The sequence below is a fragment of the Microbacterium sp. ABRD28 genome (assembly GCF_003850245.1).
Lineage (GTDB): Bacteria > Actinomycetota > Actinomycetes > Actinomycetales > Microbacteriaceae > Microbacterium.
This window is the reverse complement of the sequence record NZ_CP031015.1, coordinates 1,292,604-1,314,601: the sequence shown is the minus strand read 5'-3', so window position 1 is coordinate 1,314,601 and position 21,998 is coordinate 1,292,604. Positions and strand designations below refer to the sequence as shown.

Here is a 21,998-nt window from a genome sequence, read left to right as displayed (position 1 = left end):
CTGACGCAGTCGGGGGGACCGCGTGACTGACCTTGTGACCCGGCCGAATGCCGACGGGGCCGCTGAATCGCAGCCGCAGGCTGCTGATTCCACTCAGCCGCTGGCTGCCGACGTCACCGACGCGGCGACGTCCGACACCCCTGGCGGGGATGCCCCGACCTACGCCTGGGCGCCCGCAGAACCTGCTCCCAAGAAGCGCCGCTGGGGCCTCTGGATCGGTGTGACGGCCGCGGCCGCTGCGATCGGCATGGTTGCGGCATCCGTCTTCCTCATCGCTCCGGGCACGGCGGTGGCCGGATTACCCGTGGGCTTCATGACCCCCGGCGCCGCCGCCGCCGCGATCGAGACCCGTCTCGCCGAGACGACGGTCGTCCTCACCGGGCCCGGTGGCGACGCCGAACTGACCGGCGCCGATCTCGGCGCCACCGTCGACGCGCAGGCCCTCGCAGAGACCGCCTTCGCCGAGCATCCCATGTGGAACCCGACCGTCTGGTTCCCCTCCCCCGTCGACGCCGAGGTGCAGCTCGATCCGGTGCTCGCCGCCGAGGCCCTGCAGGCCGCCGCCCCCGACCTCGCCGTCTCACCCGTCGATGCGGCCGTCGCCTTCGACGCGACTTCGGCCACCTACCAGGTCACGCCCGCCGTTCCCGGCGAGGGCATCGACGCCGATGCCGTGCGGCAGAGCCTGCAGGACGCGTTCCTCGCCGGCCAGCAGCGTGTCGAGGTCGCTCCGTCGCTGGCGGCCGTGGAGGCCGAGACGACCACGACGATCGCCGAAGCGACCGCCTCACGCCTGAACGCCATGCTCGACACCGCGGGGTTCTACATCGGCGAAGAGCGGACCGTGCCGCTCGACCGCGCCGTCGTGGCGTCGTGGATCACCCTCGGCGACGGCGACCGCGGAACGATCTCGATCGAGGTCGACGAGGCCGGCATCCAGTCGGTCATCGACACCCTGCCGGGCCTGGTCAACCGCGAGGCCGTGAACGCCACCGTCATCACCAACAAGGCCGGTGCGGTCCTTCGCGAGGACGTCGCCGGCGTGAACGGCCGGGCGCTGGAGTCGACCGACGGGCTCGCGGCCGACGCCGCATCGCAGATCGCCGCCGGCGATGGTGTCGTCGAGCTCGGCGTCACCGAGACACCCTTCACCACGGTCGCTCTGGCCCGCTCGGTCGAGGTCGATCTCAGCGCGCAGCGTGCCTACCTTTTCGAGAACGGCAACATGGTGGAGTCGTTCACCATCTCGTCGGGGACGGCCGCCACGCCCACCCCGACCGGCAACTTCACCGTCTTCGCCTACACGCGCGTTCAGGACATGGGTGCGCTCTGCTACAACCCCGATGCGGTGAACAGCTACTGCACCGAGGACGTGCCCTACATCACCTGGTTCGCTCCCGACATCGCGTTCCATGGCGCATCGAACTTCCGCTCGTCGCTCGGCTTCCCGCAGAGCCACGGCTGCGTGAACATGTGGGATGACGCGGCACGCTTCATCTACGAGTGGACCGCCACCGGCACCGAGGTCAGCGTCTACTCCTGAGCCGCGGCGATCGACTCCGGGAGGGCGCTACGCTGACCCGGTGCCCCGCTTCGATCTGAGCCCCGCCGACCTGGCGACCTATCGCCCCACCGTGGCCGAACCGGCCGACTTCGACGAGTTCTGGACCGGGACGATCGGTGCCGCCCGCGCTGCGGGCGGCGACGTCGTCGTCACCCCGGTGGCGACGCCGCTGACCCTCGTCGACACCTACGACGTGACGTTCCCGGGGTTCGCCGGCGACCCTGTCAGAGCCTGGCTGTGGGTGCCGCGCGGCGCCGACGGCCCCCTCCCGGCCGTCGTGGAGTTCAACGGGTACGGTGGCGGCCGCGGGCTCCCCCACGAGCGTCTGTCCTGGGCGAACGCGGGGTATGCCCACCTGTTCATGGACACCCGCGGGCAGGGCAGCGGCTGGGGTTCGGGCGGCGAGACACCCGACCCGCACGGGTCGGGACCCGCGGCATCCGGGTTCATGACCCGCGGCATCGACGACCCCGCGACGTACTACTACCGGCGTCTTTTCACCGACGGCGTTCGTGCCGTCGACGCCGTGCGGGGGCTGCCGCAGATCGACCCCGCACGCGTCGCCGTCACCGGCGGCAGCCAGGGGGGCGGGATCGCCATCGCCGTGGGCGGGCTGGTCGAAGGTCTTCGCGCCGTCATGCCCGACGTGCCCTTCCTCTGCCACTTCGAACGCGCCGTGGGTCTCACCGACGCAGACCCCTACCAGGAGATCGTGCGCTACCTGCGGGTGCACCGCGGCGCCGAGGAGCGGGTCTTCCGCACCCTGTCATACGTGGACGGCGTGAACTTCGCCGCCCGGATCTCGGCGCCGGCGCTGTTCTCGGCCGCCCTCCACGACATGATCTGCCCGCCGTCGACGGTGTTCGCGGCGTACAACCGCGTGCCGGTGGGCGACAAGACGATCGAGGTCTACCCCTTCAACGAGCACGAGGGCGGGCAGTCCTACCAGTGGCTCGTGCAGGCGGCGTTCCTGCGCGAGCGACTGTAGGCTGCCCGCCCTCGCGGCGAGTCGGCGAGCGGATCAGGCGATGCCGTCGATGATTCCGTTCAGGGTCGCCGAGGGGCGCATCACCTGCGCGACCAGCTCGGGGTCGGGACGGTAGTAGCCGCCGATCTCGGCGGGCGAGCCCTGCACGGCGATGAGCTCGTCGACGATGCGCTGCTCGTTCTCGGCGAGAGCCTCGGCGATGGGCGCGAAGGCTGCGGCGAGCTCGGGGTCGGCGCTCTGGCGAGCCAGCTCCTGCGCCCAGTACAGCGCGAGGTAGTAGTGGCTTCCCCGGTTGTCGATGGTCCCGAGGGCGCGGCCGGGGGACTTGTCGTTCTCGAGGAAGGTCCCGGTCGCGGCATCCAGGGTGTCGGCGAGGACCTGCGCCTTGCCGTTGCCGGTGACATCGGCGAGATGCTCGAGCGACGCGGCGAGGGCGAAGAACTCGCCCAGCGAATCCCAGCGGAGGTAGTTCTCGGCGACGAGCTGCTGCACGTGCTTGGGCGCCGATCCCCCGGCCCCGGTCTCGAACAGGCCGCCACCGGCCAGGAGCGGCACGATCGACAGCATCTTGGCGCTCGTGCCGACCTCGAGGATCGGGAAGAGGTCGGTGAGGTAGTCGCGCAGCACGTTGCCGGTGACCGAGATCGTGTCCTCACCGCGGCGGAGGCGGTCGAGGGAGTACTGCGTCGCCTCCGAGGGGGCGAGGATCTCGATCGTGAGGCCGGCGGTGTCGTGGTCGGCGAGGTAGGTGTGCACCTTCTCGATGAGCGTGGCGTCGTGGGCCCGGGTCTGGTCGAGCCAGAACACCGCGGGAGCACCGGTGGCGCGGGCACGGGTGACCGCGAGCTTCACCCAGTCGCGGATCGCGACATCCTTCGTCTGCATCGCCCGCCAGATGTCGCCCGCCTCCACCTCGTGCTCGATGAGCACGTCGCCGGCGGCGTTGACCACCTGGACGGTGCCCGCAGCCGAGATCTCGAAGGTCTTGTCGTGGCTGCCGTACTCCTCGGCCGCCTGGGCCATGAGCCCGACGTTCGGCACGGTGCCGATCGTGGCCGGGTCGAGCGGGCCGTGCGCGAGACAATCGTCGATGACCGTCTGGTAGACGCTCGCGTAGGACGAGTCGGGGATGACGGCGAGCGTGTCGTCTTCGCCGCCGTCGACGCCCCAGAGCTTGCCGCCGTTGCGGATCAGCGCGGGCATCGACGCGTCGACGATCACGTCGGAGGGGACGTGGAGGTTGGTGATGCCCTTGTCGGAGTTGACGTACGACAGGCGCGGTCCGCCGTCGAGGTCGGCACGAATGGCCGCCGCGATCTCGTCGCCGCCGTCGACTGTCGACAGTCCGGCCAGGATCGCGCCGAGACCGTCGTTGGGGGTGAGACCGGCCGCGGCGAGAGCCGCGCCGTGGCGTGCGAAGACGTCGGGGAGGAAGGCCTTCACGACGTGGCCGAAGATGATCGGGTCGCTGACCTTCATCATCGTCGCCTTGAGGTGCACCGAGTAGAGCACGTCGTCGGCCCGGGCGGTCTCGATGGTCTCGGCGAGGAAGGCGTCGAGGGCCTTCGCAGACAGGAACGTGGCATCCACGATCTCGCCCGGGAGTACCTTGATGCCGTCCTTGAGCACCGTCTCGGTGCCGTCGGCTGCGACATGGCGGATCGTCAGCACGTCGTCGGCGGGGATCAGCACCGACTTCTCGTTCGAGCGGAAGTCGTCGTGACCCATGGTCGCCACCCGGGTCTTCGACCCCTCGGCGAACGGCTTGTTGCGGTGGGGGTGCTTGCGCGCGTAGCTCTTCACCGACAGCGGCGCGCGGCGGTCGCTGTTGCCCTCGCGCAGCACCGGGTTGACTGCGGAGCCCTTGATGCGGTCGTAGCGGGCACGGATGTCCTTCTCCTCGACCGTGCTCGGCTCGTCGGGGTAGGCGGGGATGTCGTATCCCTGGCTCTGCAGCTCGGCGATCGCAGCTTTCAGCTGCGGGATCGACGCGGAGATGTTGGGAAGCTTGATGATGTTGGCCTCGGGAAGCGTGGCGAGGCCGCCGAGCTCGGCGAGGGCGTCGCCGACCTGCTGCTCGGGCGTCAGGTTCTGCGGAAAGGCGGCGAGGATGCGGCCGCCCAGCGAGATGTCGCGGGTTTCGATGTCCACACCCGCGGTGCGCGTCACCGCCTGCACCATGGGCAGGAAGGAGGCCGTCGCCAGCGCGGGCGCCTCGTCGGTGTAGGTGTAGATGATGGTGGATTCCGTCACGTCACTGTCCTTCATGCGGCTGCTGCCGGCCGTCGTTCGACTGTCGTTCACGTCGCATCCCACCCTATCCCAACCGGCTGAAGTATCTTGACGTCGAGATACTTACGGGGGTGGTGTGGGGTGTCATCGAGCGACCTCGGCGCGCGTGACAAGACCTTTCTCGCTAGCCTGTCGGGTATGGCCGAACTTCGCCTCGAGGAACTGTCCGCGTCCACGATCGTCGCGGTCAACAACATGTCCCTGAAGCCGGGCCAGGAGGAGTTCCTCTCGCCGGTGAGCTACGGCATCGCCGCAACCGTGGTCAACCCCCAGACCTCGTGGCAGCGGGTCGTGCTCGACGGCGACGAGGTGGTCGGCTTCGTCAGCGCCAACTTCGACCCCGACTTCCCCCAGGAGTACTTCCGCTCCGTGCTCTGGCGCATCAACGTCGACGCCGACGATCAGGGCCGCGGCGTCGGCCGGTTCGCGGTGGAGCAGCTGCTCGCCGAGGCCCGCTCGCGCGGCATGAGATCGGTCAACGTGATCTACGAGGCCGGCGAGGGCGGCCCCGAGGCCTTCTTCCGCCGAGTCGGCTTCTCCCCCGTTGGTGAGACCGAATACGGCGAGGTCATCGCCGAGGTCTCCCTCTAACCACCGGCCCGCGCCACCGGCCCGGCGCCTCCAACCATCCGGTTTGTCGGAGATCCGGTCGGTTGTCGGATACAGCGCGTTGCAGCATCCGATCTCGCCGGGTTTCACCGACATTCGTCCTCTCCTGCACACCGCAGGTCTGGCCTATGTTGTGCACGACTTCGATATCGCGGCCGCACTTCCTCCGCCACGTCGCACACACTGGCCGAATGACGCAGACCGCCCCCTCGCATCCGACCGCGTTCAGTCCTCGCTCTCTGGAGCGCTGCGGACGACTGCGCACCTGGATCGATGAGCGCGGGGGCATCGCCCACCGTGACGCCGCGTCCGACGCCGGCTTCGCGCTGACTGTTCAGCGGGAAGCGGTGCGGATGGGCATCGTCGGAAAGGTCCGCCGCCACTGGCTCATGACCCCTTCATGTGCGGGCGACCTGCTCACCGCGGCGCAGAGCTCCGGCGTCTTGACCTGTGTGTCGGCGGCCCGGCGCTACGGGTGGTGGCTGCCCCCTGATGTCGATCAACGCGTCCACATCCAGCTGAAGCCTCACGGACGCCCGCCGTGTGAGGACGCGGTAGCCCACTGGTCCGCGCCGCTCGCGCCCGCGCGCGGGAAGTTGTTGGCGTCCGTCGAGGACACCCTGCGCGATGTGGCCTCGTGTCTGGGACACGCCTCGGCGTTGGTGGTGTGGGAGTCAGCCATCCGCACGGAGAACCTTGCGATCGACGCTCTCCGACTCATTCCCTGGCGACGGATCGAGGCGGCCCGTCTTGCGGACGAGGTGCGCGGGCTCTCCGACTCGGGCCTGGAGACGTTTTTTGCGGTACGGCTGACTGCGTGGGGGGTGCCCTTCGTCCAGCAGGCCGTGGTCGCAGGCCACCGCGTAGATCTGCTCGTCGGCCGGCGACTGGTGATCCAGATCGACGGGTTCTCGTACCACTCGACGGCCGCACAGCGCGGGCGCGACGTCGCCCTCGACGCAGAGCTGGTCATGCGCGGATACACCGTGCTGCGCTTCACCTACGCGCAGGTCATTCACGACTGGGCCAGCGTCGAGCGAGCGCTGTCGCGCGCGATCGCCGCGGGGCTGCATCGTTGATGACGCTGGATCGTCGGGGAATCCGCGCGTTGTCGGCACCCAAAACCTCTCGAGCTCCGACAACGGAGCGAATCTCCGACAACCGGGGCAGGGGTTTCCCGGACTGACCGACGCGCGCGTTAGACCAGGGACTGCCGCCACGCCCGATGCAGCTGGGCGAACTTGCCGTCGCCGTTGATCAGCACGTCGGGGGCGTCGTCCTCGATGATGCGGCCGTGCTCCATCACCAGCACCCGGTCGGCGATCGCGACGGTCGACAGGCGGTGGGCGATGATGATCGCCGTCCGATCGGCGAGGAGGGTCTGCAGCGCTTCCTGGATCGCGCGTTCGCTCGGGATGTCGAGCGACGCCGTCGCCTCGTCGAGGATCAGCACCGCGGGGTCGGCGAGGAACGCACGGGCGAACGAGATCAGCTGACGCTGCCCCGCCGAGACCCGGCCGCCGCGCTTGTTCACGTCGGTGTCGTACCCGTCGGGCAGCTTCTCGATGAACGCCTCCGCGCCGACCGCCCGCGCCGCGGCACGGATCTGGTCCATGGTGGCGTCGGGCTTGCCGAGGGCGATGTTGTCCGCGACCGTCCCGCTGAACAGGTACGCCTCCTGCGTGACCATGACGATCGCGCGCCGCAGGTCTTTCGGGTGGAGGTTGCGCAGGTCCACCCCGTCGAGCGACACCGAACCGATCGTCGGGTCGTAGAACCGCGAGACGAGCTTGGCCAGCGTCGATTTCCCCGCCCCGGTCGTGCCGACGAGCGCGATCGTCTGGCCAGCGGGGATATCGAGGCTGAAGTCGGGCAGGATGACGCGGTCATCGCCGTATCCGAAGGTGACGCCGTCGAACCTCACGTGGCCGCGCGCCGACCACAGGTCGACCGGGCGCTTCGGGTCGGGAACCGTCGGCTGCTCCTCCAGCACGCCCGACACCTTCTCCAGCGCCGCGACGGCGGACTGGTAGGAGTTCAGGAAGAACGCCACCTCCTGCAGCGGCGAGAAGAAGTTGCGCACGTACAGCACCGCCGACAGCAGGAAGCCGAGCCCGAGCGCCCCGGTCGACACCCGGATGCCGCCCCAGAGCACCACCATCGCGATGGCGACCGAGGCCACGGCCATCAGGCCCGGCTCGAAGGTGCCGAACAGGCGGATGGAGCGGATGTTGACGTCGCGGTAGCTGAGGGCCAGGTCGCCGAACTCCTTGTCGTTGCGCTCCTCGCGCCGGAAGGCCTTGACGGCCCGGATACCCGTCATCGACTCGACGAACTTCACGATCACCGACGCGCTCACCACCCGCGACTGGCGGTAGACCATCTGCGAGCGCTTGTAGAACCAGCGCATGAGGAGGAAGAGCGGAATCCCCATGATGATGAGGATGACGCCGGACTGCCAGTCCACGAGCAGCAGCGCGATGAGGGTGAACAGACCGAAGAGGATGCCGGAGACGAGCTCGTTCAGCCCGCCGTCGAGGAGTTCGCGGATCGTGTCGAGGTCGCTCGTCTGCCGCGAGATGATGCGGCCCGACGTGTAGGACTCGTGGAACTCCAGGCTCAGCTTCTGGGTGTGCAGGAAGATCCGCTTGCGCAGGTCGAGCATGACCGCCTGGGTCAGACGCGCGGCGACCACCACGTACCACCCGATGAGGGCGGCTCCGCCGATGCCGCTGACGAGGTAGAGGCCCACGACGATGATGGTCGGCATCCAGTCGTTGCGGTCCACCACGGCGGGCAGGGCGTTGTTGATGCCGAATCCGATGAGCGCGGGGCCGGCGACGCGCAGCGCCGTGGAGACGACGAGCACCGCGGCGGCGAGCACCAGCTGCCAGCGCACGGGGGCGATCAGCGACCCGAGGAGCCGGAGCGAGCGGCGCCGGATGGCGCGACTCTCTTCCCGGGTGTAGTCGGAGCGGTCTTCGCCGCTGGTTCCGGTGACGGTGGCCGTGCTCATCGGGTCACCTCCTTCTCGAGGGTATCGAAGGGTTTCTCGCGGTCTTCGGACGAGGCCTCGAGCACATCCGAAGGGTCACGCGCCTCGCGCTCGGCGAGCTCGAGGCTGGAGATGACGTGCCGGTAATGCTCGCTCTCGCGCAGCAGGTCGGAATGGCGGCCCACCGCGGTGACACGTCCCGCTTCCAGGAGCGCGACGCGGTCGGCGAGCATGACGGTCGAGGGCCGGTGCGCCACCACGAGGGCGGTGGTGTCCTTCAGCACGACGCGGAGCGCGTCTTCGACGAGCGCCTCGGTGTCGACGTCGAGCGCCGACAGCGGGTCATCCAGCACCAGCACGCTGGGTCGGGCTGCCACTGCCCGCGCGAGCGCGAGACGTTGACGCTGGCCGCCCGAGAGGCTCAGCCCCTCCTCGCCGATGACGGTGTCGACCCCGTCGGGGAGGTCGTAGACGAAGCTCGCCTGCGCGACCCCGAGTGCCTCGTGCAGGATGCGCTCGGCCTCCTCCGAGCCCGGCTCGAGATCTTCGCGCCCCAGGAGGATGTTCTCGCGAACAGTCTGCGAGAACAGCGTCGCGTCTTCGAAGGCCATGCCGATGTGACGGCGGAGCTCCTTCAGGGTCAGGTCGCGGACATCCGTCCCGTCGAGGGTCACCCGCCCGCCGGTGACGTCGTAGAGACGCGTCGGCAGCGTGGTGAGTGTGGTCTTGCCGCTTCCGGTCAGCCCCACGAGCGCCATCGTCTCCCCCGGCTCGAGCACGAGGTCGATGCCGTTGAGCAGGTCGGCTTCGTGGGCGCCGGCGTCCTGGTAGCGGAAGTGGGCGTCTTCGAAAGCGAGCTGACCGCGCACGTTCGACAGCTGCACCGGTCGGGCGGGGTCGGTGATCGTGTTCTCCTCGTCGAAGACCTCGAAGATGCGGTCGGTGGCCGTCCGCGCGTCGAGGGTGAAGGAGAAGAGGAACCCGATCGATTCCATCGGCCAGCGCAGCACGGTGGTCATGGCGAAGAACGCGATGAGGGCGTCGACGTCGAGCTGGCCGGTCGCGGCGAGGTAGATGCCGGTGCCGAGGCACAGCGCGAAGGCGATGTCGGGCAGGATGACCAGCCAGAACCAGATCCATCCGACCGCGCGGGCCTTGCGCAGCTCGGTCTGGCGGAGGGTCTCGGCCTGGCGGGCGAACTTCTGCAGGGCGTGCTTGCCCCGACCGAAGGCTTTCAGCACACGGATGCCGTGGACGCTCTCCTCCACGGACGTCGCGAGGTCGCCGGCCTGGTCCTGACTCTGGCGGGCCAGGGTGCCGTAGGCCTTCTCGAACCGGTAGCCGGCGTACCACAGCGGCGCCGACACCACGAGGAACACGGTGCCCAGGAGCCAGTGCCAGCGGAAGAGCAGCGCGGTGCCGACGACGATCGTCAGCACGTTCACCACGAGCAGCACGAGGCCGAAGGCCATCCACCGGCGGAGAGTGCTGATGTCCTGCATCATCCGGCTGAGGAGCTGTCCTGACTGCCAGCGATCGTGGAAGGAGACCGGGAGGCGCTGCAGGCGGGAGTAGAACGTCTGGCGCAGCTCGTACTCCACCATCGTGGCGGGGGCGAGCACGAACCAGCGACGCAGATACACCATCGCCGCCTCGGCGATGCCGAGCCCGAGGATGGCGGCGGCACCCCAGCCGATGAGGCCGATGTCACCGGAGTTGATCGGCCCCTGGATGATCGCCTCGAGGACGAGCGGGATGGCCAGGGCGAGCAGGCTGGCGATGAGCGCGCTGCCGGCGCCGAGGGCGAGGCGCGGGAGCACCGGGCGGACGAACGGCAGCAGCCGCGCGAGTGCGCGGGCGGTGGACAGGTGGGCTTTCGCGGATGACGCGGGCGGAGCGGAGGAGGTCATGATCCTTGGTGGGACGTGGCGGAGAAGCGCTCACTCGTGGCGAGACGCGGAAAGAAGCGCTGCTCGAGCGAAACGCTCGGAGCGCGGCGGTTATGCCGGAAGAGAACCCGAAAGCTGCGAGCTACCGCGCCGCGGGGAGGACGGCGGCGATCTTCGCGACGTGGTCGACCTGATACATGGCATCCTCCAGGGTGTGGGGTGATCCGAAGCCGCCGCGGTCGCGACAGCCCTCCAGACTAAACCTGGGAGGAGGCTGTGATCAAGAGGCAGTTCGCGCCAGGGCGAACCGGCTCTCGCGATCGAGGAGCGAACGCTTGACGTCGAGTCCCCACGCGAACCCCCCGAGGGTGCCGTCGGAGCGGAGCACGCGGTGGCAGGGGACGAAGAGCGCCGGCGCGTTGCGCGCGCAGATCGAGGCCGCGACGCGGACGGCGCGGGGGTTGCCGAGCCGGGCGGCGAACGCCGTGTAGGTGAGCGGCTGCCCCGGTGAGATGCCGCGAAGCGCCTCCCACCCGGCTCGCTGCAGGGCCGTGCCGTGCTGGCGGACCGGGACGGCGTCGATCGCGTCGACGTCGCCGGCGTAGTAGGCGGTGACGGCGACGGCCGCCGCGGTGTCGCCCTCGGCGACCGCGTCGGGACGGTGAGCCGGGGCGAGGCGGGCGAGGAGTGCGGCGTGGTCGGCGGTCCACCCCGAGGCCTCGACGTGACCCTCGCTCTCGAGGATCGTGAAGGGTCCGTCGGGTGTGTCGAGGGTCTGGATGATCGCGGTGCTCATGAGGCGGTCCTCCGGCGGGTCGGTGCGGTGACGGGTGCAGGATCGGTGGGGCGCAGGGTAACGGGTGGGGCGGGTGAGGCACCGGGCACGGGGTCGGCCCTGCGGGTGCCCGTGCTGGCGGGGATCTCCCTGGTGCCCGCGTCGGCGCGCCAGGCGCGCGTCACGGGTGCCGCGTACCAGAAGTGGGCCATCGCGTAGCTGCGCCAGGGCGCGGTGCGCTCGGCCCACGCGGTGAAGCTGCGCGGGTCGGCGGGGAGGCCGAGGGCTGCCGCCCCGGTGCGGGCGGCGACGTCGCCCGGCAGCAGCACGTCGGGGTCACCCAGCACGCGCATGCGGACGTAGTCGGCCGTCCACGGTCCGACCCCCGGGAGGGCGAGGAGCCGCAGGCGCTGCTCGGCCCGGTCGTCGCCCGGCCCGAGCGTCAGCGAGCCGTCGGCGAGCGCCGCGGCGGCGGCGATCACCGCACGCACGCGCGCCGCCGGGCCCCGCAGCACCTCGTGGCCGCGGTCGGCGATCACCGCCGGATCGGGGAAGAGCGTCATCGATCCCTCGGGAGTGTCGACCTCGGCGCCGAGGGCCGCGACGAGCCTCCCCTGCATCGTGCGCGCGGCGGCGACGCTGATCTGCTGCCCGATCATCGCGCGCAGCAGCATCTCGTCGGCGTCGATCGCGCCCGGGACCCGCACACCCGGGATGTCCGCGACCGCGGCCCTGAGCTCGGGGTGGATCGACAGCGCCTCGTCGACGGCCAGCGGGTCGGCGTCGAGGTCGAACAGCCGCCGCACCCGGGCGATGAGGGTGCTGAGGTCGTGCAGCGACGACGGTCGGGCGCGCAGGCGCAGCCTGCCGGCCTCCTCGCGCACCTCGAACCAGGCGGGTCCGGACGGCAGGCGCACGACCCGGGCGAAGGATGTCGCGTCACCGCGCTCCACACCCGGAACGGCGTGCGCGCGCATCCAGCCGAACAGTCCCGCGGTGTCGATGGGTCCGCGAAGCGGGAGAGCGAGATCGATCGTTCCGGGGGCGAGGTCGCTCGTCCCGGGGACGACGGCCGACCCCGGGGAGCCCTGGCGCCGGGCGCGGAGGTCGCGCGGCGGCATCCCGAACACCTCGCCGATCGTGTCGGTGAACTGGCGGACGCTGGAGAATCCCGCCGCGAACGCGACATCCGCCGACGACAGGTCGGTGCCGACGAGCAGGGTGCGGGCGGTGTGGGCGCGTTGCGCGCGGGCGAGGGCGAGGGGGCCGGCACCGAGTTCGGCGGTGAGCAGACGGGTGAGGTGGCGCGCCGAATAGCCGAGTCGCCGGGCGAGGCCGGGTACTCCCTCGCGGTCGACGACGCCGTCGATGATGAGCCGCATGGCGCGGGCCGCGAGGTCGCCGCGGACGTCCCAGGCGGGCGAGCCGGGCGCCGCTTCGGGCAGGCAGCGCTTGCACGCGCGATAGCCGGCTTCGTGTGCGGCAGCCGAGGTGGCGAAGAAGGTGACGTTCTGCTCTTTGGGCGTGCGGGCGGGGCAGCTGGGCCGGCAGTAGATGCCCGTCGAGCGCACCGCGGTGACGAACTGCCCGTCGAAGCGCCGGTCGCGCGACCGGATGACCCGGTAGCGTTCGGCGAAGCCCATCTCGCGGGGCGTGCCCTGCACCGGCGGAGGCGCCGTCTCGGGAGTCGTCATGACCCCAGCCTGTCACGATCGGGGGACACATTCCGGCGGAAATCGGACACGGGGGTGGGCGCCCAGGCACCCACCCCCGTGTGTCTTCGGGACTCAGCCCTCGGCGAGCGCGAACCCCCCGCGCGGGACGACCACGCTCGTCTCGCCCGTCACCGACGTCGTGCGCACGAGCTCTCCGGTCTCGTCGAAGACGCGGATCGTCGACTCGACCCCGACGGCGCCGAGGGATGCACGCTGCGCGCCGGTCGCGGTGGACTGCACGAGCTCGGTGCGCGCCCCGTCTCCCTCGAGGACGAGTCGCGATAGCCACGGGCGCACGAGGATCGCGTCGAGCATCAGCTCACCGCTGAGGGCTTTCACGCTGACCTCGTCGCGGTTCGCCGACAGCGGGGCGGTCAACGCATACGGCAGCAGCACGCCCGGTGTGGGCGAGATGCCCTGCGCGGGTCCTGTCACCGTGAGCTGCCCGCCCGACCGCCAGGTCGACCTCGACGTCTCGCCGGGGTCGGACCAGACGACCGGCTCGAGCCAGCGCCGCGTGTCTGCCGGACCGACATCCCAGGTCGCCTCCTCCCCCGGGGCGAGCGACAGGGCGTCACCCGACCAGCTCGACTCGCCCGTCCACGACTCAGGGGTGGTGACGGTGCCGTCGGTGGTCACGGCGGTCTCGGCCTCGACGACACGCAGTCCGTCCTGCGCGGCGACGGTCGTCAGCGCCGTGGCGCGCGCCGCGACCGCCGGGTGCGCATCGAGGGCGAGCATCGTCAGCAGGCCGTGGATGGCACTTTCTGCACCGCTGTTGCGGTTGATGGAGCCGTCGGGCTGGAGCCCGTCGTAGGTGACACCGGTCGCGGCGTCGTACATCGGCTCCCCCGCCCGGTTCGCACCGAAGTACCAGGCCGCCTGCAGACCCGCGAGACCCTCGAGACCGGCCGAGCCCGTGGCATCCGCCACCGACAGCAGCGACTGCACCCGGGAGTCGACACCGTACGCGATCTGCACCCGGTCGGTGGGGCTGGGGAACCAGCCGTTGTCCGCCCCGCCGGCGGTCAGCAGCGTCGGGGTGAAGACGGCGGTGTCGGCCACGGCGGGTTCGAGCAGCGACGGGTCGTCGAGGACATCGGATGCCACGGCGAGAGCCGCCGGCATCTGCGACGCCCACGCGTGCCACATGCTCCGCGACTGCGCCCACGGGAGCACCGCGCCGTAGGGCCACGATTTCTCGTCACCGGCCGACATCGCCGCGATACCGTCGGCGAGCTTGGCCAGCGCGTCGCGCGCCGCGGGCGCGTCGGGTCCGGCGGCCACCCGCGCCGCCAGTCCGATCACGGCCTCAGCCGAGGCATCCGCTCCGTCGACGATCAGCCACGCCGGAACGCGCAGTCCGTCGGATTCGGTCCACTCGCCGTAACGCGAGAGCACCTGCCGGTCGAGGGCCTGCAGAGCGAGGTCGAGCCGCTCGTCGAGGAATGCCGCGAACGCGGGGTCGACGTCGGCGAAGGCGGCGTAGCCCTCGCCGAGCGCCCAGATCGTGCGGGCGAGCCAGTAGCTGGCGCCCGAGTCCGACGGGTCGGGCAGCTCGATCGGCTCGGCCGAGGGGTTCAGGGTGCCGTCGGGCTGCATCCACAGCACGACGTTGCCGGCGTTCGGGCCGGTCACGGTCTGCATGTAGGTGAGCCCGCGCAGGAGTTCGTACGCCTTGTCGGCGCTCGCCTCGTCGCCCGTCTGCTCGAAGTGCCGGAGGTACACCACCGCGGCGCGGGAGATGTCGTCGGCGTTGTACGCCCCCTGACCCCAGTATCCGGTCGCAGGATCGAGGGGCCCGCCGCCGACCCGCTCGAACGTGCCGCCGTCACGGGCGTCGGCGTAGGTCCAGGGGAAGGTCAGGGTGGGTTCCTCGGCCAGGCGGTAGGTGGTGTGCCCTTCGACGTCTGCGGGCGGGGTCGCCTGGTCGAGCAGGAAGTCCAGGTGCGCGAGGTTCGTCAGCGGAGCGGACGGGACGGATGTCGCCACCGCAGCCGTCGCCGGCGGCGTCGCCGTCGCCGTCGCCGCCGCAGGGCTCACGAGCCCCACGGTGAGGGCGAGAACGGCGGCGCCGGTGACGGCCCAGCGCGCACCTCGTCGTGCGTGCATGTTCATGTGCTTCTCCTTTTCAGTCGGCCATGCTCGGACGGTCATGCCCCCTCGATCGGGGCGTCGGTGCGCTCCAGAAGCGCGACGCCGATCTTGGAGTCGGCCATGCCGTAGAAGACGAAATGGCGTCCGTCGATCTCCTCTATCGCGGTCGGGAAGACGACGTTCGGCACGATGCCGCTGCGCTCGTCGTCGGTCTCGGGCCGCAGGAGCGGTTCGGGGGTGCGCGCGATCACCCGGCTCGGGTCGTCGGCGTCGAGCAGCAGCGCCCCGGCGGCGTAGTTGACCTTCTGCTGCTGCGAGAAAGCGTTGTCGATGACGCCCGTCACCCCGTGGTGGAGCACCAGCCACCCCTCGGGCACGCGAAGCGGCGGCGGGCCGCCGCCGATCTTGACCTCTTCGAAGGGGAACTCCGGCCCCGCGACGAAGCGGTGCTGCTCCCACAGCACGAGGTTGGCGATGTCTTCGCGCACCGCATCGAGGGGGACGTAGCTGATCCAGATCGACTGGCGCTCGTCGGTGACACCGGCGGGCACCCGCACACCCTGGCCGGGCCTGGTCTCACCGAGATCCCACATGGGACGGTGCAGCACCGCGAGACTGAGCGTGCCGTCGGGTGCGGACACCGGCTCGGGGAAGAACACGGTGTCTTTGTTGTGGAACAGGTTCAGGTCCATGTCGAGCGCGTCGTCGTACCGGAACAGCGCGGGACCCAGGCGGCGCCACTGACGGAGGTCGGGCGAGACCGCGAGCGCGGTCCGGGGCCCGAGCGGACCGTAGGCGACATAGGTCATCACGTGCAGCCCGAGGGTCTCGATCCAGGTGACCCGGGGGTCTTCGACGCCGGCGTTGTCGGCTCCCCGCTCCCACCCGCGGTCGGGCTCGAGCACGACACCCTCGCGCTCGACTCCCGCCGGCACGCCGTCGTCGAGCACGACGCGGGCGAGGCCGACCCGTGAGACGTTGCCCTCGGCGACGAGCCGGGGCAGGAGGTAGAGGGTGCCGTCCGGCCTGCGACCCGAGGCGGGGTTCAGCACCCCCTCGGCCTCCTGCGGGTCGCCGGGGGTCGGTGTCATCACGACGCCGACGCGGGTCATCCGATAGGGAACGGTGGTCAGGGGGGATGTCATGGTCATCCTTTCACTCCGGATCCGAGGTCGTTGCTGGTGAAGTAGCGCTGGAAGACGAGGAACAGCGCGACGGCGGGCGCGGCCAGGACGACGGCGCCCGCGAGGGTCGCGCCGAACGGGTTGGCGGTGGACGCGGCGATGTTCGACAGGAAGTTCGCCAGCGACACCGCGAGGGGTTGCATGGAGGCCTCCTTGGTGATGAGGAAGGGCCAGAGGAACTCGTTCCACGGGCCGATGAAGGTCAGCAGCACCACCGTCAGGAGCGCCGGGCGCACGAGCGGCAGCGCGACGTTCCACAGCAGCCGCAGCTCGCCGGCGCCGTCGATGCGGGCGGCGTCGAAGAGCTCTTTGGGAAGCTGCAGGAAGTACTGACGGAAGATGATGACGGCGGTGGAGTTGATGAAGAACGGCAGGATCATGCCGGCGTAGGAGTCGGCGAGCCCGTAATCCCGCGCGATCATCACGTAGAGCGGGATCATCAGCAGCTGGAATGGGATCACCTGCACCAGCAGCACCAGCGAGAAGGTGGCGCTCCTCCCCCGCCAGTGCAGCACCGCCAGGGCGTACCCGGCGAGCACGCCGAACACCACGGTGCCGAGGATCACGCCGCCGGTGAAGATGCCCGAGTTGGCCAGGCCCTGCAGCAGGTCGATCCGCGCGTTGATGGCGCCGTAGTTGTCGAGCGTCAGGTTGCCGGGGTCGGGGAACGCCCCGCTCGGCGACGGGTCGACCGTCGTCTGCAGCGACCCGATCACCATGTAGTAGAAGGGGAAGAGGAAGGCCAGAGCGCCCAGGCTCAGCACGACGTACATCGCGGCGGAACTGCCGAGTGCGCGTTTCATCGGTCCTCCCCTCCTACCAAGCGACGCTGGAGCGCCGCGATGATCAGCACGAAGATGATGAGGATGACCCCGATCGCCGCGGCGATGTCGGGGTTCCCCTGCTCGATGCCGCGCTGATAGATCAGGAGCACCGGGGAGGTGGACGCGCCGTTGGGTCCGCCCCCGCCGGTGAGCAGGTACGGCTCGGTGAAGAGGTTCGCCCCGGTGATGGTCGCCAGCAGCACGACGAGGAGTGTGGCGGGGCGCACGCTCGGCACCGTGACGGAGAAGAACTGCCGGATGCGGCCACCGCCGTCCATCGACACCGACTCGTAGAGCTCGCGGGGCACGTTCTGCAGCGCCGCGAGGTAGAGCAGGATGTAGAACCCGAGCCCCTTCCACGTGACGAACAGGGCGATCGTCGGCATCGCCAGCGCGGAGTTGATCAGCCAGGACGGGTCGGGTGCGAGCGGACCGAGGATGTTGTTGACCAGTCCGTTGCCCGAGAAGAGGAACAGCCACACCGCGACCACGGCCACCGACGCGGTGACGTAGGGGACGTAGTAGGCGACGCGGAAGAAGGTCTTCGCGCGCGCGACGCGATCCAGCGCCGTGGCGAGCAGCATCGACAGCGCCACCGTCAGCGGCACGTTGATGACGAGGAAGATCCCCACGTTGCCGAACGAGCGCCAGACGTCGGGGTCGCTCAGCACCGTGACGTAGTTGTCGAACCCGACGAACGGGCGGTCCACGACCGCCCCGGGCGCGGCGAAGAAGTAATCGTGGAACGACATCCACACCGCGAACACGATCGGGTACGCGAAGACGACGCCGATGAAGATCAGATACGGCGCGGCGAAGACGAGGCCCAGCGGATGCGAACCCAGGATGCGGCGCAGCATCCCCTTCGGTCGATCGGGCCCTTCTGCGCCGTCCCGTCCGGGCGCCTCCCGGTCGGGGCGCGCGTCGGCGCCCTGACCGGGAGTGCCGGTGGAGACGGTCATCTCAGTCTCCCGCCGCCAGGTCGTCGACCTCGGTCGCGGTGTCGGAGAGGAACGTGGGGATCTCGCCCTCGCCGAAGACCACCGCCTCGGAGTATCCGTCGCGGAACGTCTGCCAGATCTCGACCGAGTTCGGCACGTTGGGCACCTCGACGGTGCGCGAGGCCTGATCGCCGAACTGCTCGTAGGCGGGGTTCGCGGCGAAGTAGTCGGGGTAGGTGCCGGTGAGATCCTGACGCAGCGGCATCTGGCCCGTGGCCTCGAGCCACAGTCCGTCCTGCTCCTCGCTGGTGGCGAACTTCAGCACGTCCCACGCCGTGCCCTTGTTCTCGCATGCGGTGAAGAGGCCGACGTTCTTGGCGTCGCTGAAGGTCCAGGTCTCCTCGGGCGCGGTGCCGCCGGAGGTCGGGACCGGAACCGAGCCCCACTCCACGGTGTCGCCGTAGACCGAGATGGCCCACGGGCCGACGATGGCCATGGCGGCGTAGCCGTCTGCGAACGCGTCGCCCTGGTACTGCTCCTGGCCGGCCAGGCCCTCGGCGTAGAGGGTGCGCCAGAAGTCGGCGACCGCTTCGCCCTCGGGGCTGTCGAAGGTCGCGGCGCCGTCCTCGACCAGCTGGGTGCCGCCGGTCTCCGCGGCATAGAGGGGGTAGAAGTCGAACCACGACTGGAAGAACTCGCTCGTCGGTGCGGGGTTGATGGCGTACTCGGCCACGCCCGCCTCGCTGAGGGTGCGAGACGTCTCGAGGAACTCGTCGTAGGTCGACAGCGACGGGTTCTCAGGGTCGAGCCCGGCTTCGGCGAAGAGCGCCTTGTTGTAGAAGATCAGCACGGGGTTGCTCTTCCACGGCATCTGGTAGAAGCCGCCGTCCTCCGAGCGGTACTGCTCGGCGAGGTCGCCCGAGCGCTCGGTGATGTACTCCTCGCCGTCTTCGAACTCGGTGAGATCGACCAGCCCTCCCTGGCGCTGGAACTCCGGCACGGCCGCGGGCGAGGTGTTGAAGATCAGGCAGGGGGCGTTTCCGGCGGTGATGGCCGCGCTGATGACCTCTTCGCTGGAGGAGCCGGCGGGGATCTCCTGAGCGGTGATCTGCTCGTCGGCGTTCTCGGCGTTCCATGCCTCGACCATCTGCTCGGCCCAGGCGATCTCGGCCTCGTTGTTGGAGTACCAGATCGTGATGTCGCCGCGGCTGTCCATGCCGCCGGCTCCGCCGCCGCCGCTGCCGCCGCTGCAGGCGCTCAGGGCGAGGATGGCCGCGGCGGCTCCCGCCACGGGAATGATGCGTCGTCGCATGTTCATCTCCTTGTGCGTGCGGGCGGAGCCCGCGGGTGGTGTCAGCCGCGCGGCGCGCCGGTGGAGGCGCGCACGACGAGCCGGGGGTCGGGGAGGTCGATCGCGCCGGCTTCGGCACCGGCGATGGCTTCGAGCAGCGCCCGCGCCGCCGCCGCGCCCCAGCCGCGGGCGTCGGTGGAGACGCTCGTGATGGCGGGGTGGACGTGACGACCGATCTCGGTGTCGTCGAAGCCGGTGATCGACAGGTCGCGCGGGACGTCGAGGCCGCGCCGCTGGGCGACCCCGAGACCGGCGATGGCCATGTTGTCGTTGGAGTACACGATCGCGGTCGGCGGCGCCGCGGCATCCAGCAGCTCTTCCGTGACGCGAGCGCCGTCTGCCGCGCTGAAGTCGGTCTCGACGATGCGGGACCGGATGCCGCGGGCCGCCGCCGCCTCTTCGAACGCCGCCGCACGGTGCCGTCCGTGCAGCATCGAGAAGGGACCGGCCGCATGGGCGATGTCGGTGTGCCCCAGGTCGGCGAGGTGGTCGACGGCCAGGCGGATGCCCGCGCCGTCGTCGACCGAGATCGAGGTGAAGGGGCTCGCCACGTCGGGGACCCCGAGGGTCACGGCGGCAAGACCCAACTCGCCGATGAGCGCGATGCGCTCGTCACCGGCGCGGAGGTCAGAGAGGATGACGCCGTCCACGCGTCGGTCGGCAGCAAGGCCCCGGTACGTCTCGGCCTCCTGTCGACCGGGGGTCGCCGCGGCGAGCACCAGCACCTGGCCCGACACCGAGAACTCGTCCTCGACACCGGCGATGAACGACGGGAAGAACGGGTCTGCGGCGATGACGTCGGGGCTGCGCCCGATCACCAGGCCGCACGCGAAAGCGCGGCCGACGCTGAGGGAGCGGGCGCGGAGGTTCGGGCTCCAGCCGAGCTCGGCGGCAGCGGAGAGGATGCGCTCACGCGTGTCGGGGGCGACCCCGGCACGGTCGTTGAGGGCGAACGAGACGAGGCCCTTGCTGACCCCCGCACGGCGTGCGACGTCGGCGATGGTGGGGCGGCCGTGCTGCGTCATCCGTCACCTCTTCGTGTCGTCAGCCGGTGTCCTAAACCGGTTAAGAGCTACCCTAAAGCGGTTTAGCGTTGTGCGCAACCCCTCGGCGCGGCTCCCCTCCGCCCAGCGCCCCTCCTCAGCGCATGGCCGCTCTCCTCGCCCGAACTTCGGAGAATGCGGTCATCTTCGGCGTGAACGCGCTGGAAGCTCCGCACTACGCGCGAATCTCCGACGTGCGTGGCTCGAGGGAAGGACCCGCAACCTCGCCCGCGCGCGGGTGCGCGGCGTTAGGGTCGGGTCCATGGACATCATCCGTGAGTACGACGTCGTCGTCGTCGGCGCCGGAGCGGTCGGCGAGAACGTGGCCGACCGAGCGGTTCAAGGGGGAATGAAGACCGTCATCGTCGAAGCCGAGCTCGTCGGCGGCGAGTGCTCGTACTGGGCGTGCATGCCGTCGAAGGCGCTGCTGCGAAGCGCCGCGGCACTGCGCGCGGCGCAGGCGGTGGATGGCGCGAAGCAGGCGGTGACGGGAGACCTCGACGTCTCGGCGGTGCTGCGTCGCCGCGACGGCATCACCCACGAATGGAACGACGACTCGCAGGTGCAGTGGCTCCAGAAGGCGAAGATCGACCTCGTCCGCGGCCACGCGCGTCTGGACGGTGAGAAGCGGGTCATCGTGACCGATGACGAGGGCATCGACACGATCCTCGTCGCCCGACACGCGGTGGCCTTCTGCACCGGCTCGGCGGCGCTTCTTCCCGATATCCCGGGGCTGCGCGACATCGAGCCGTGGACGAGTCGCGATGCGACCGCGGTGCAGAATCCTCCCGCATCCCTGACGGTCCTCGGCGGCGGGGTCGTGGGCGCCGAGATGGCGACCGCATACGCCGGCTTCGGCACCGAGGTGACGCTGGTGGCCCGCTCGGGGCTGCTCGGGGGCACCGAGCCGTTCGCGGGAGAGATGGTCGAGGAGTCGCTTCGCGGGCTCGGGGTCGACGTGCGGACGAACGTCGACGTCACCCGCGCCCGCGCCGCCGACGACGGGCTCGCTGTGCTCGAGCTGTCCGATGGCTCGGAGGTCGCGGCCGAGCGCGTGCTCGTCGCCACCGGCCGCGTGCCGCGCACGACCGACCTGGGTCTGGAGAGCATCGGCCTGGAGTCGGGGACCTGGCTCGACGTCGACGACACGATGCTCGTGCGCGGCACCGACTGGCTCTACGCCGTCGGCGACGTCAACCACCGCGCCCTCCTCACCCACCAGGGCAAGTACCAGGCCCGTGCCGCCGGCGACGTGATCGCCGCACGCGCGACGGGCGCGCCGGTCGACGACGCCCCCTGGGGCGCGCACGTCGCGACCGCCGACCACGCCGCGGTGCCGCAGGTGACCTTCACCGACCCCGAGGTCGCGTCGGTCGGACTCACCGCCGCCGCTGCCGAGAAGGCGGGCCTGCCGGTGCGGGTGATCGACTACGACCTGTCGTGGGTCGCGGGGGCATCGACGGTGTCGGACGACTACGTCGGTCGCGCGCGCGCGATCATCGACACCGAGCGCGAGGTGCTCGTGGGCGGCACCTTCGTGGGGCCCGATGTCGCCGAGCTGCTCCACTCCGCCACCATCGCCGTCGTCGGCGAGGTGCCGCTCTCGCGGCTGTGGCATGCGGTGCCGTCGTATCCGACGGTGAGCGAGGTGTGGCTCCGCTTCCTCGAGGAGTACGGCCGCCCGACGGCGGTCTGAGCTCGCGGCACCGTCACTCCGCGCCGCCCCTCGCC

Annotated in this window: 16 protein-coding genes; 5 read left to right on the top strand and 11 right to left on the bottom strand. The window is 70.4% G+C overall.

Features of this window, described 5'->3' with window-relative positions; genetic code table 11:
- Positions 1-22 precede the first annotated feature (22 nt).
- Positions 23-1,543, top strand: coding sequence for a L,D-transpeptidase family protein (locus DT073_RS06405; protein ID WP_124292637.1), 1,521 nt, complete (start codon positions 23-25; stop codon positions 1,541-1,543).
- 40 nt (positions 1,544-1,583) lie between these two features.
- Entirely contained in the window at positions 1,584-2,552 is a 969-nt protein-coding gene (locus DT073_RS06400) for an acetylxylan esterase (RefSeq protein ID WP_124292636.1), read from the top strand.
- 33 nt (positions 2,553-2,585) lie between these two features.
- Here the strand turns inward: DT073_RS06400 and DT073_RS06395 are convergent, their stop codons facing one another.
- Positions 2,586-4,805 carry an NADP-dependent isocitrate dehydrogenase gene (locus DT073_RS06395; RefSeq protein ID WP_124292635.1) on the bottom strand — a complete coding sequence of 740 codons (2,220 nt, stop codon included), beginning with the start codon at positions 4,803-4,805 and terminating at the stop codon, positions 2,586-2,588.
- Between the two features lie 177 nt (positions 4,806-4,982).
- On the opposite strand from DT073_RS06395, the gene DT073_RS06390 reads away from it, so the two are divergent.
- Together DT073_RS06390 and DT073_RS06385 are read left to right on the top strand one after the other, a co-directional pair.
- Positions 4,983-5,435, top strand: coding sequence for a GNAT family N-acetyltransferase (locus DT073_RS06390; protein WP_124292634.1), 453 nt, complete (start codon positions 4,983-4,985; stop codon positions 5,433-5,435).
- A 209-nt stretch (positions 5,436-5,644) separates the two neighbouring features.
- Positions 5,645-6,532, top strand: a complete 888-nt coding sequence (locus tag DT073_RS06385) for an endonuclease domain-containing protein (RefSeq protein ID WP_124292633.1) — start codon at positions 5,645-5,647, stop codon at positions 6,530-6,532.
- 119 nt (positions 6,533-6,651) lie between these two features.
- Here DT073_RS06385 and DT073_RS06380 read toward each other — a convergent pair whose 3' ends face one another.
- The 10 genes from DT073_RS06380 to DT073_RS06335 form a co-directional block, all read right to left on the bottom strand.
- Positions 6,652-8,469, bottom strand: a complete 1,818-nt coding sequence (locus DT073_RS06380; protein WP_124292632.1) for an ABC transporter ATP-binding protein — start codon at positions 8,467-8,469, stop codon at positions 6,652-6,654.
- A complete protein-coding gene (locus tag DT073_RS06375) occupies positions 8,466-10,358 on the bottom strand; it encodes an ABC transporter ATP-binding protein (protein ID WP_124292631.1) in 1,893 nt (630 codons plus the stop codon). Before DT073_RS06375 ends, DT073_RS06380 begins: the two co-directional genes overlap by 4 nt.
- 259 nt (positions 10,359-10,617) lie before the next feature.
- Positions 10,618-11,133, bottom strand: coding sequence for a methylated-DNA--[protein]-cysteine S-methyltransferase (locus tag DT073_RS06370; RefSeq protein ID WP_124292630.1), 516 nt, complete (start codon positions 11,131-11,133; stop codon positions 10,618-10,620).
- A complete protein-coding gene (locus DT073_RS06365; protein WP_240638789.1) occupies positions 11,130-12,806 on the bottom strand; it encodes a DNA-3-methyladenine glycosylase 2 family protein in 1,677 nt (558 codons plus the stop codon). Before DT073_RS06365 ends, DT073_RS06370 begins: the two co-directional genes overlap by 4 nt.
- Positions 12,807-12,899: 93 nt before the next feature.
- Complete coding sequence (locus tag DT073_RS06360; protein WP_124292629.1) at positions 12,900-14,945, bottom strand: hypothetical protein; 2,046 nt, start codon at positions 14,943-14,945, stop codon at positions 12,900-12,902.
- Positions 14,946-14,980: 35 nt separating this feature from the next.
- Positions 14,981-16,075 (bottom strand): glycoside hydrolase family 130 protein, encoded by a 1,095-nt coding sequence (locus DT073_RS06355; protein WP_502697161.1) that lies wholly within the window; start codon positions 16,073-16,075, stop codon positions 14,981-14,983.
- On the bottom strand, positions 16,072-16,911 hold the full coding sequence (locus DT073_RS06350) for a carbohydrate ABC transporter permease (protein WP_124292627.1): 840 nt from the start codon (positions 16,909-16,911) through the stop codon (positions 16,072-16,074). Before DT073_RS06350 ends, DT073_RS06355 begins: the two co-directional genes overlap by 4 nt.
- The gene (locus DT073_RS06345; protein ID WP_124292626.1) at positions 16,908-17,894 is read right to left on the bottom strand and encodes a carbohydrate ABC transporter permease; all 987 of its coding nucleotides are present in this window, start codon (positions 17,892-17,894) and stop codon (positions 16,908-16,910) included. The genes DT073_RS06350 and DT073_RS06345 overlap by 4 nt, the downstream gene beginning before the upstream one ends.
- 1 nt (position 17,895) lies before the next feature.
- Positions 17,896-19,185, bottom strand: coding sequence for an extracellular solute-binding protein (locus DT073_RS06340; protein ID WP_124292625.1), 1,290 nt, complete (start codon positions 19,183-19,185; stop codon positions 17,896-17,898).
- Between the two features lie 41 nt (positions 19,186-19,226).
- A complete protein-coding gene (locus tag DT073_RS06335) occupies positions 19,227-20,249 on the bottom strand; it encodes a LacI family DNA-binding transcriptional regulator (protein WP_124292624.1) in 1,023 nt (340 codons plus the stop codon).
- 280 nt (positions 20,250-20,529) lie between these two features.
- Between DT073_RS06335 and DT073_RS06330 the strand changes: the two genes are divergently transcribed.
- The gene (locus DT073_RS06330; protein WP_124292623.1) at positions 20,530-21,963 is read left to right on the top strand and encodes a dihydrolipoyl dehydrogenase family protein; all 1,434 of its coding nucleotides are present in this window, start codon (positions 20,530-20,532) and stop codon (positions 21,961-21,963) included.
- The last annotated feature ends 35 nt before the right edge of the window (positions 21,964-21,998 follow it).

Bases quoted from the DNA above. Each gene is read 5' to 3' on its own strand.
- DT073_RS06390 (WP_124292634.1), top strand. From the start codon at position 4,983: ATGGCCGAACTTCGCCTCGAGGAACTGTCCGCGTCCACGATCGTCGCG.
- DT073_RS06385 (WP_124292633.1), top strand. From the start codon at position 5,645: ATGACGCAGACCGCCCCCTCGCATCCGACCGCGTTCAGTCCTCGCTCT.
- DT073_RS06380 (WP_124292632.1), bottom strand. From the start codon at position 8,469: ATGAGCACGGCCACCGTCACCGGAACCAGCGGCGAAGACCGCTCCGAC.
- DT073_RS06375 (WP_124292631.1), bottom strand. From the start codon at position 10,358: ATGACCTCCTCCGCTCCGCCCGCGTCATCCGCGAAAGCCCACCTGTCC.
- DT073_RS06370 (WP_124292630.1), bottom strand. From the start codon at position 11,133: ATGAGCACCGCGATCATCCAGACCCTCGACACACCCGACGGACCCTTC.
- DT073_RS06365 (WP_240638789.1), bottom strand. From the start codon at position 12,806: ATGACGACTCCCGAGACGGCGCCTCCGCCGGTGCAGGGCACGCCCCGC.
- DT073_RS06360 (WP_124292629.1), bottom strand. From the start codon at position 14,945: ATGAACATGCACGCACGACGAGGTGCGCGCTGGGCCGTCACCGGCGCC.
- DT073_RS06355 (WP_502697161.1), bottom strand. From the start codon at position 16,075: ATGACCATGACATCCCCCCTGACCACCGTTCCCTATCGGATGACCCGC.
- DT073_RS06350 (WP_124292627.1), bottom strand. From the start codon at position 16,911: ATGAAACGCGCACTCGGCAGTTCCGCCGCGATGTACGTCGTGCTGAGC.
- DT073_RS06345 (WP_124292626.1), bottom strand. From the start codon at position 17,894: ATGACCGTCTCCACCGGCACTCCCGGTCAGGGCGCCGACGCGCGCCCC.
- DT073_RS06340 (WP_124292625.1), bottom strand. From the start codon at position 19,185: ATGCGACGACGCATCATTCCCGTGGCGGGAGCCGCCGCGGCCATCCTC.
- DT073_RS06335 (WP_124292624.1), bottom strand. From the start codon at position 20,249: ATGACGCAGCACGGCCGCCCCACCATCGCCGACGTCGCACGCCGTGCG.
- DT073_RS06330 (WP_124292623.1), top strand. From the start codon at position 20,530: ATGGACATCATCCGTGAGTACGACGTCGTCGTCGTCGGCGCCGGAGCG.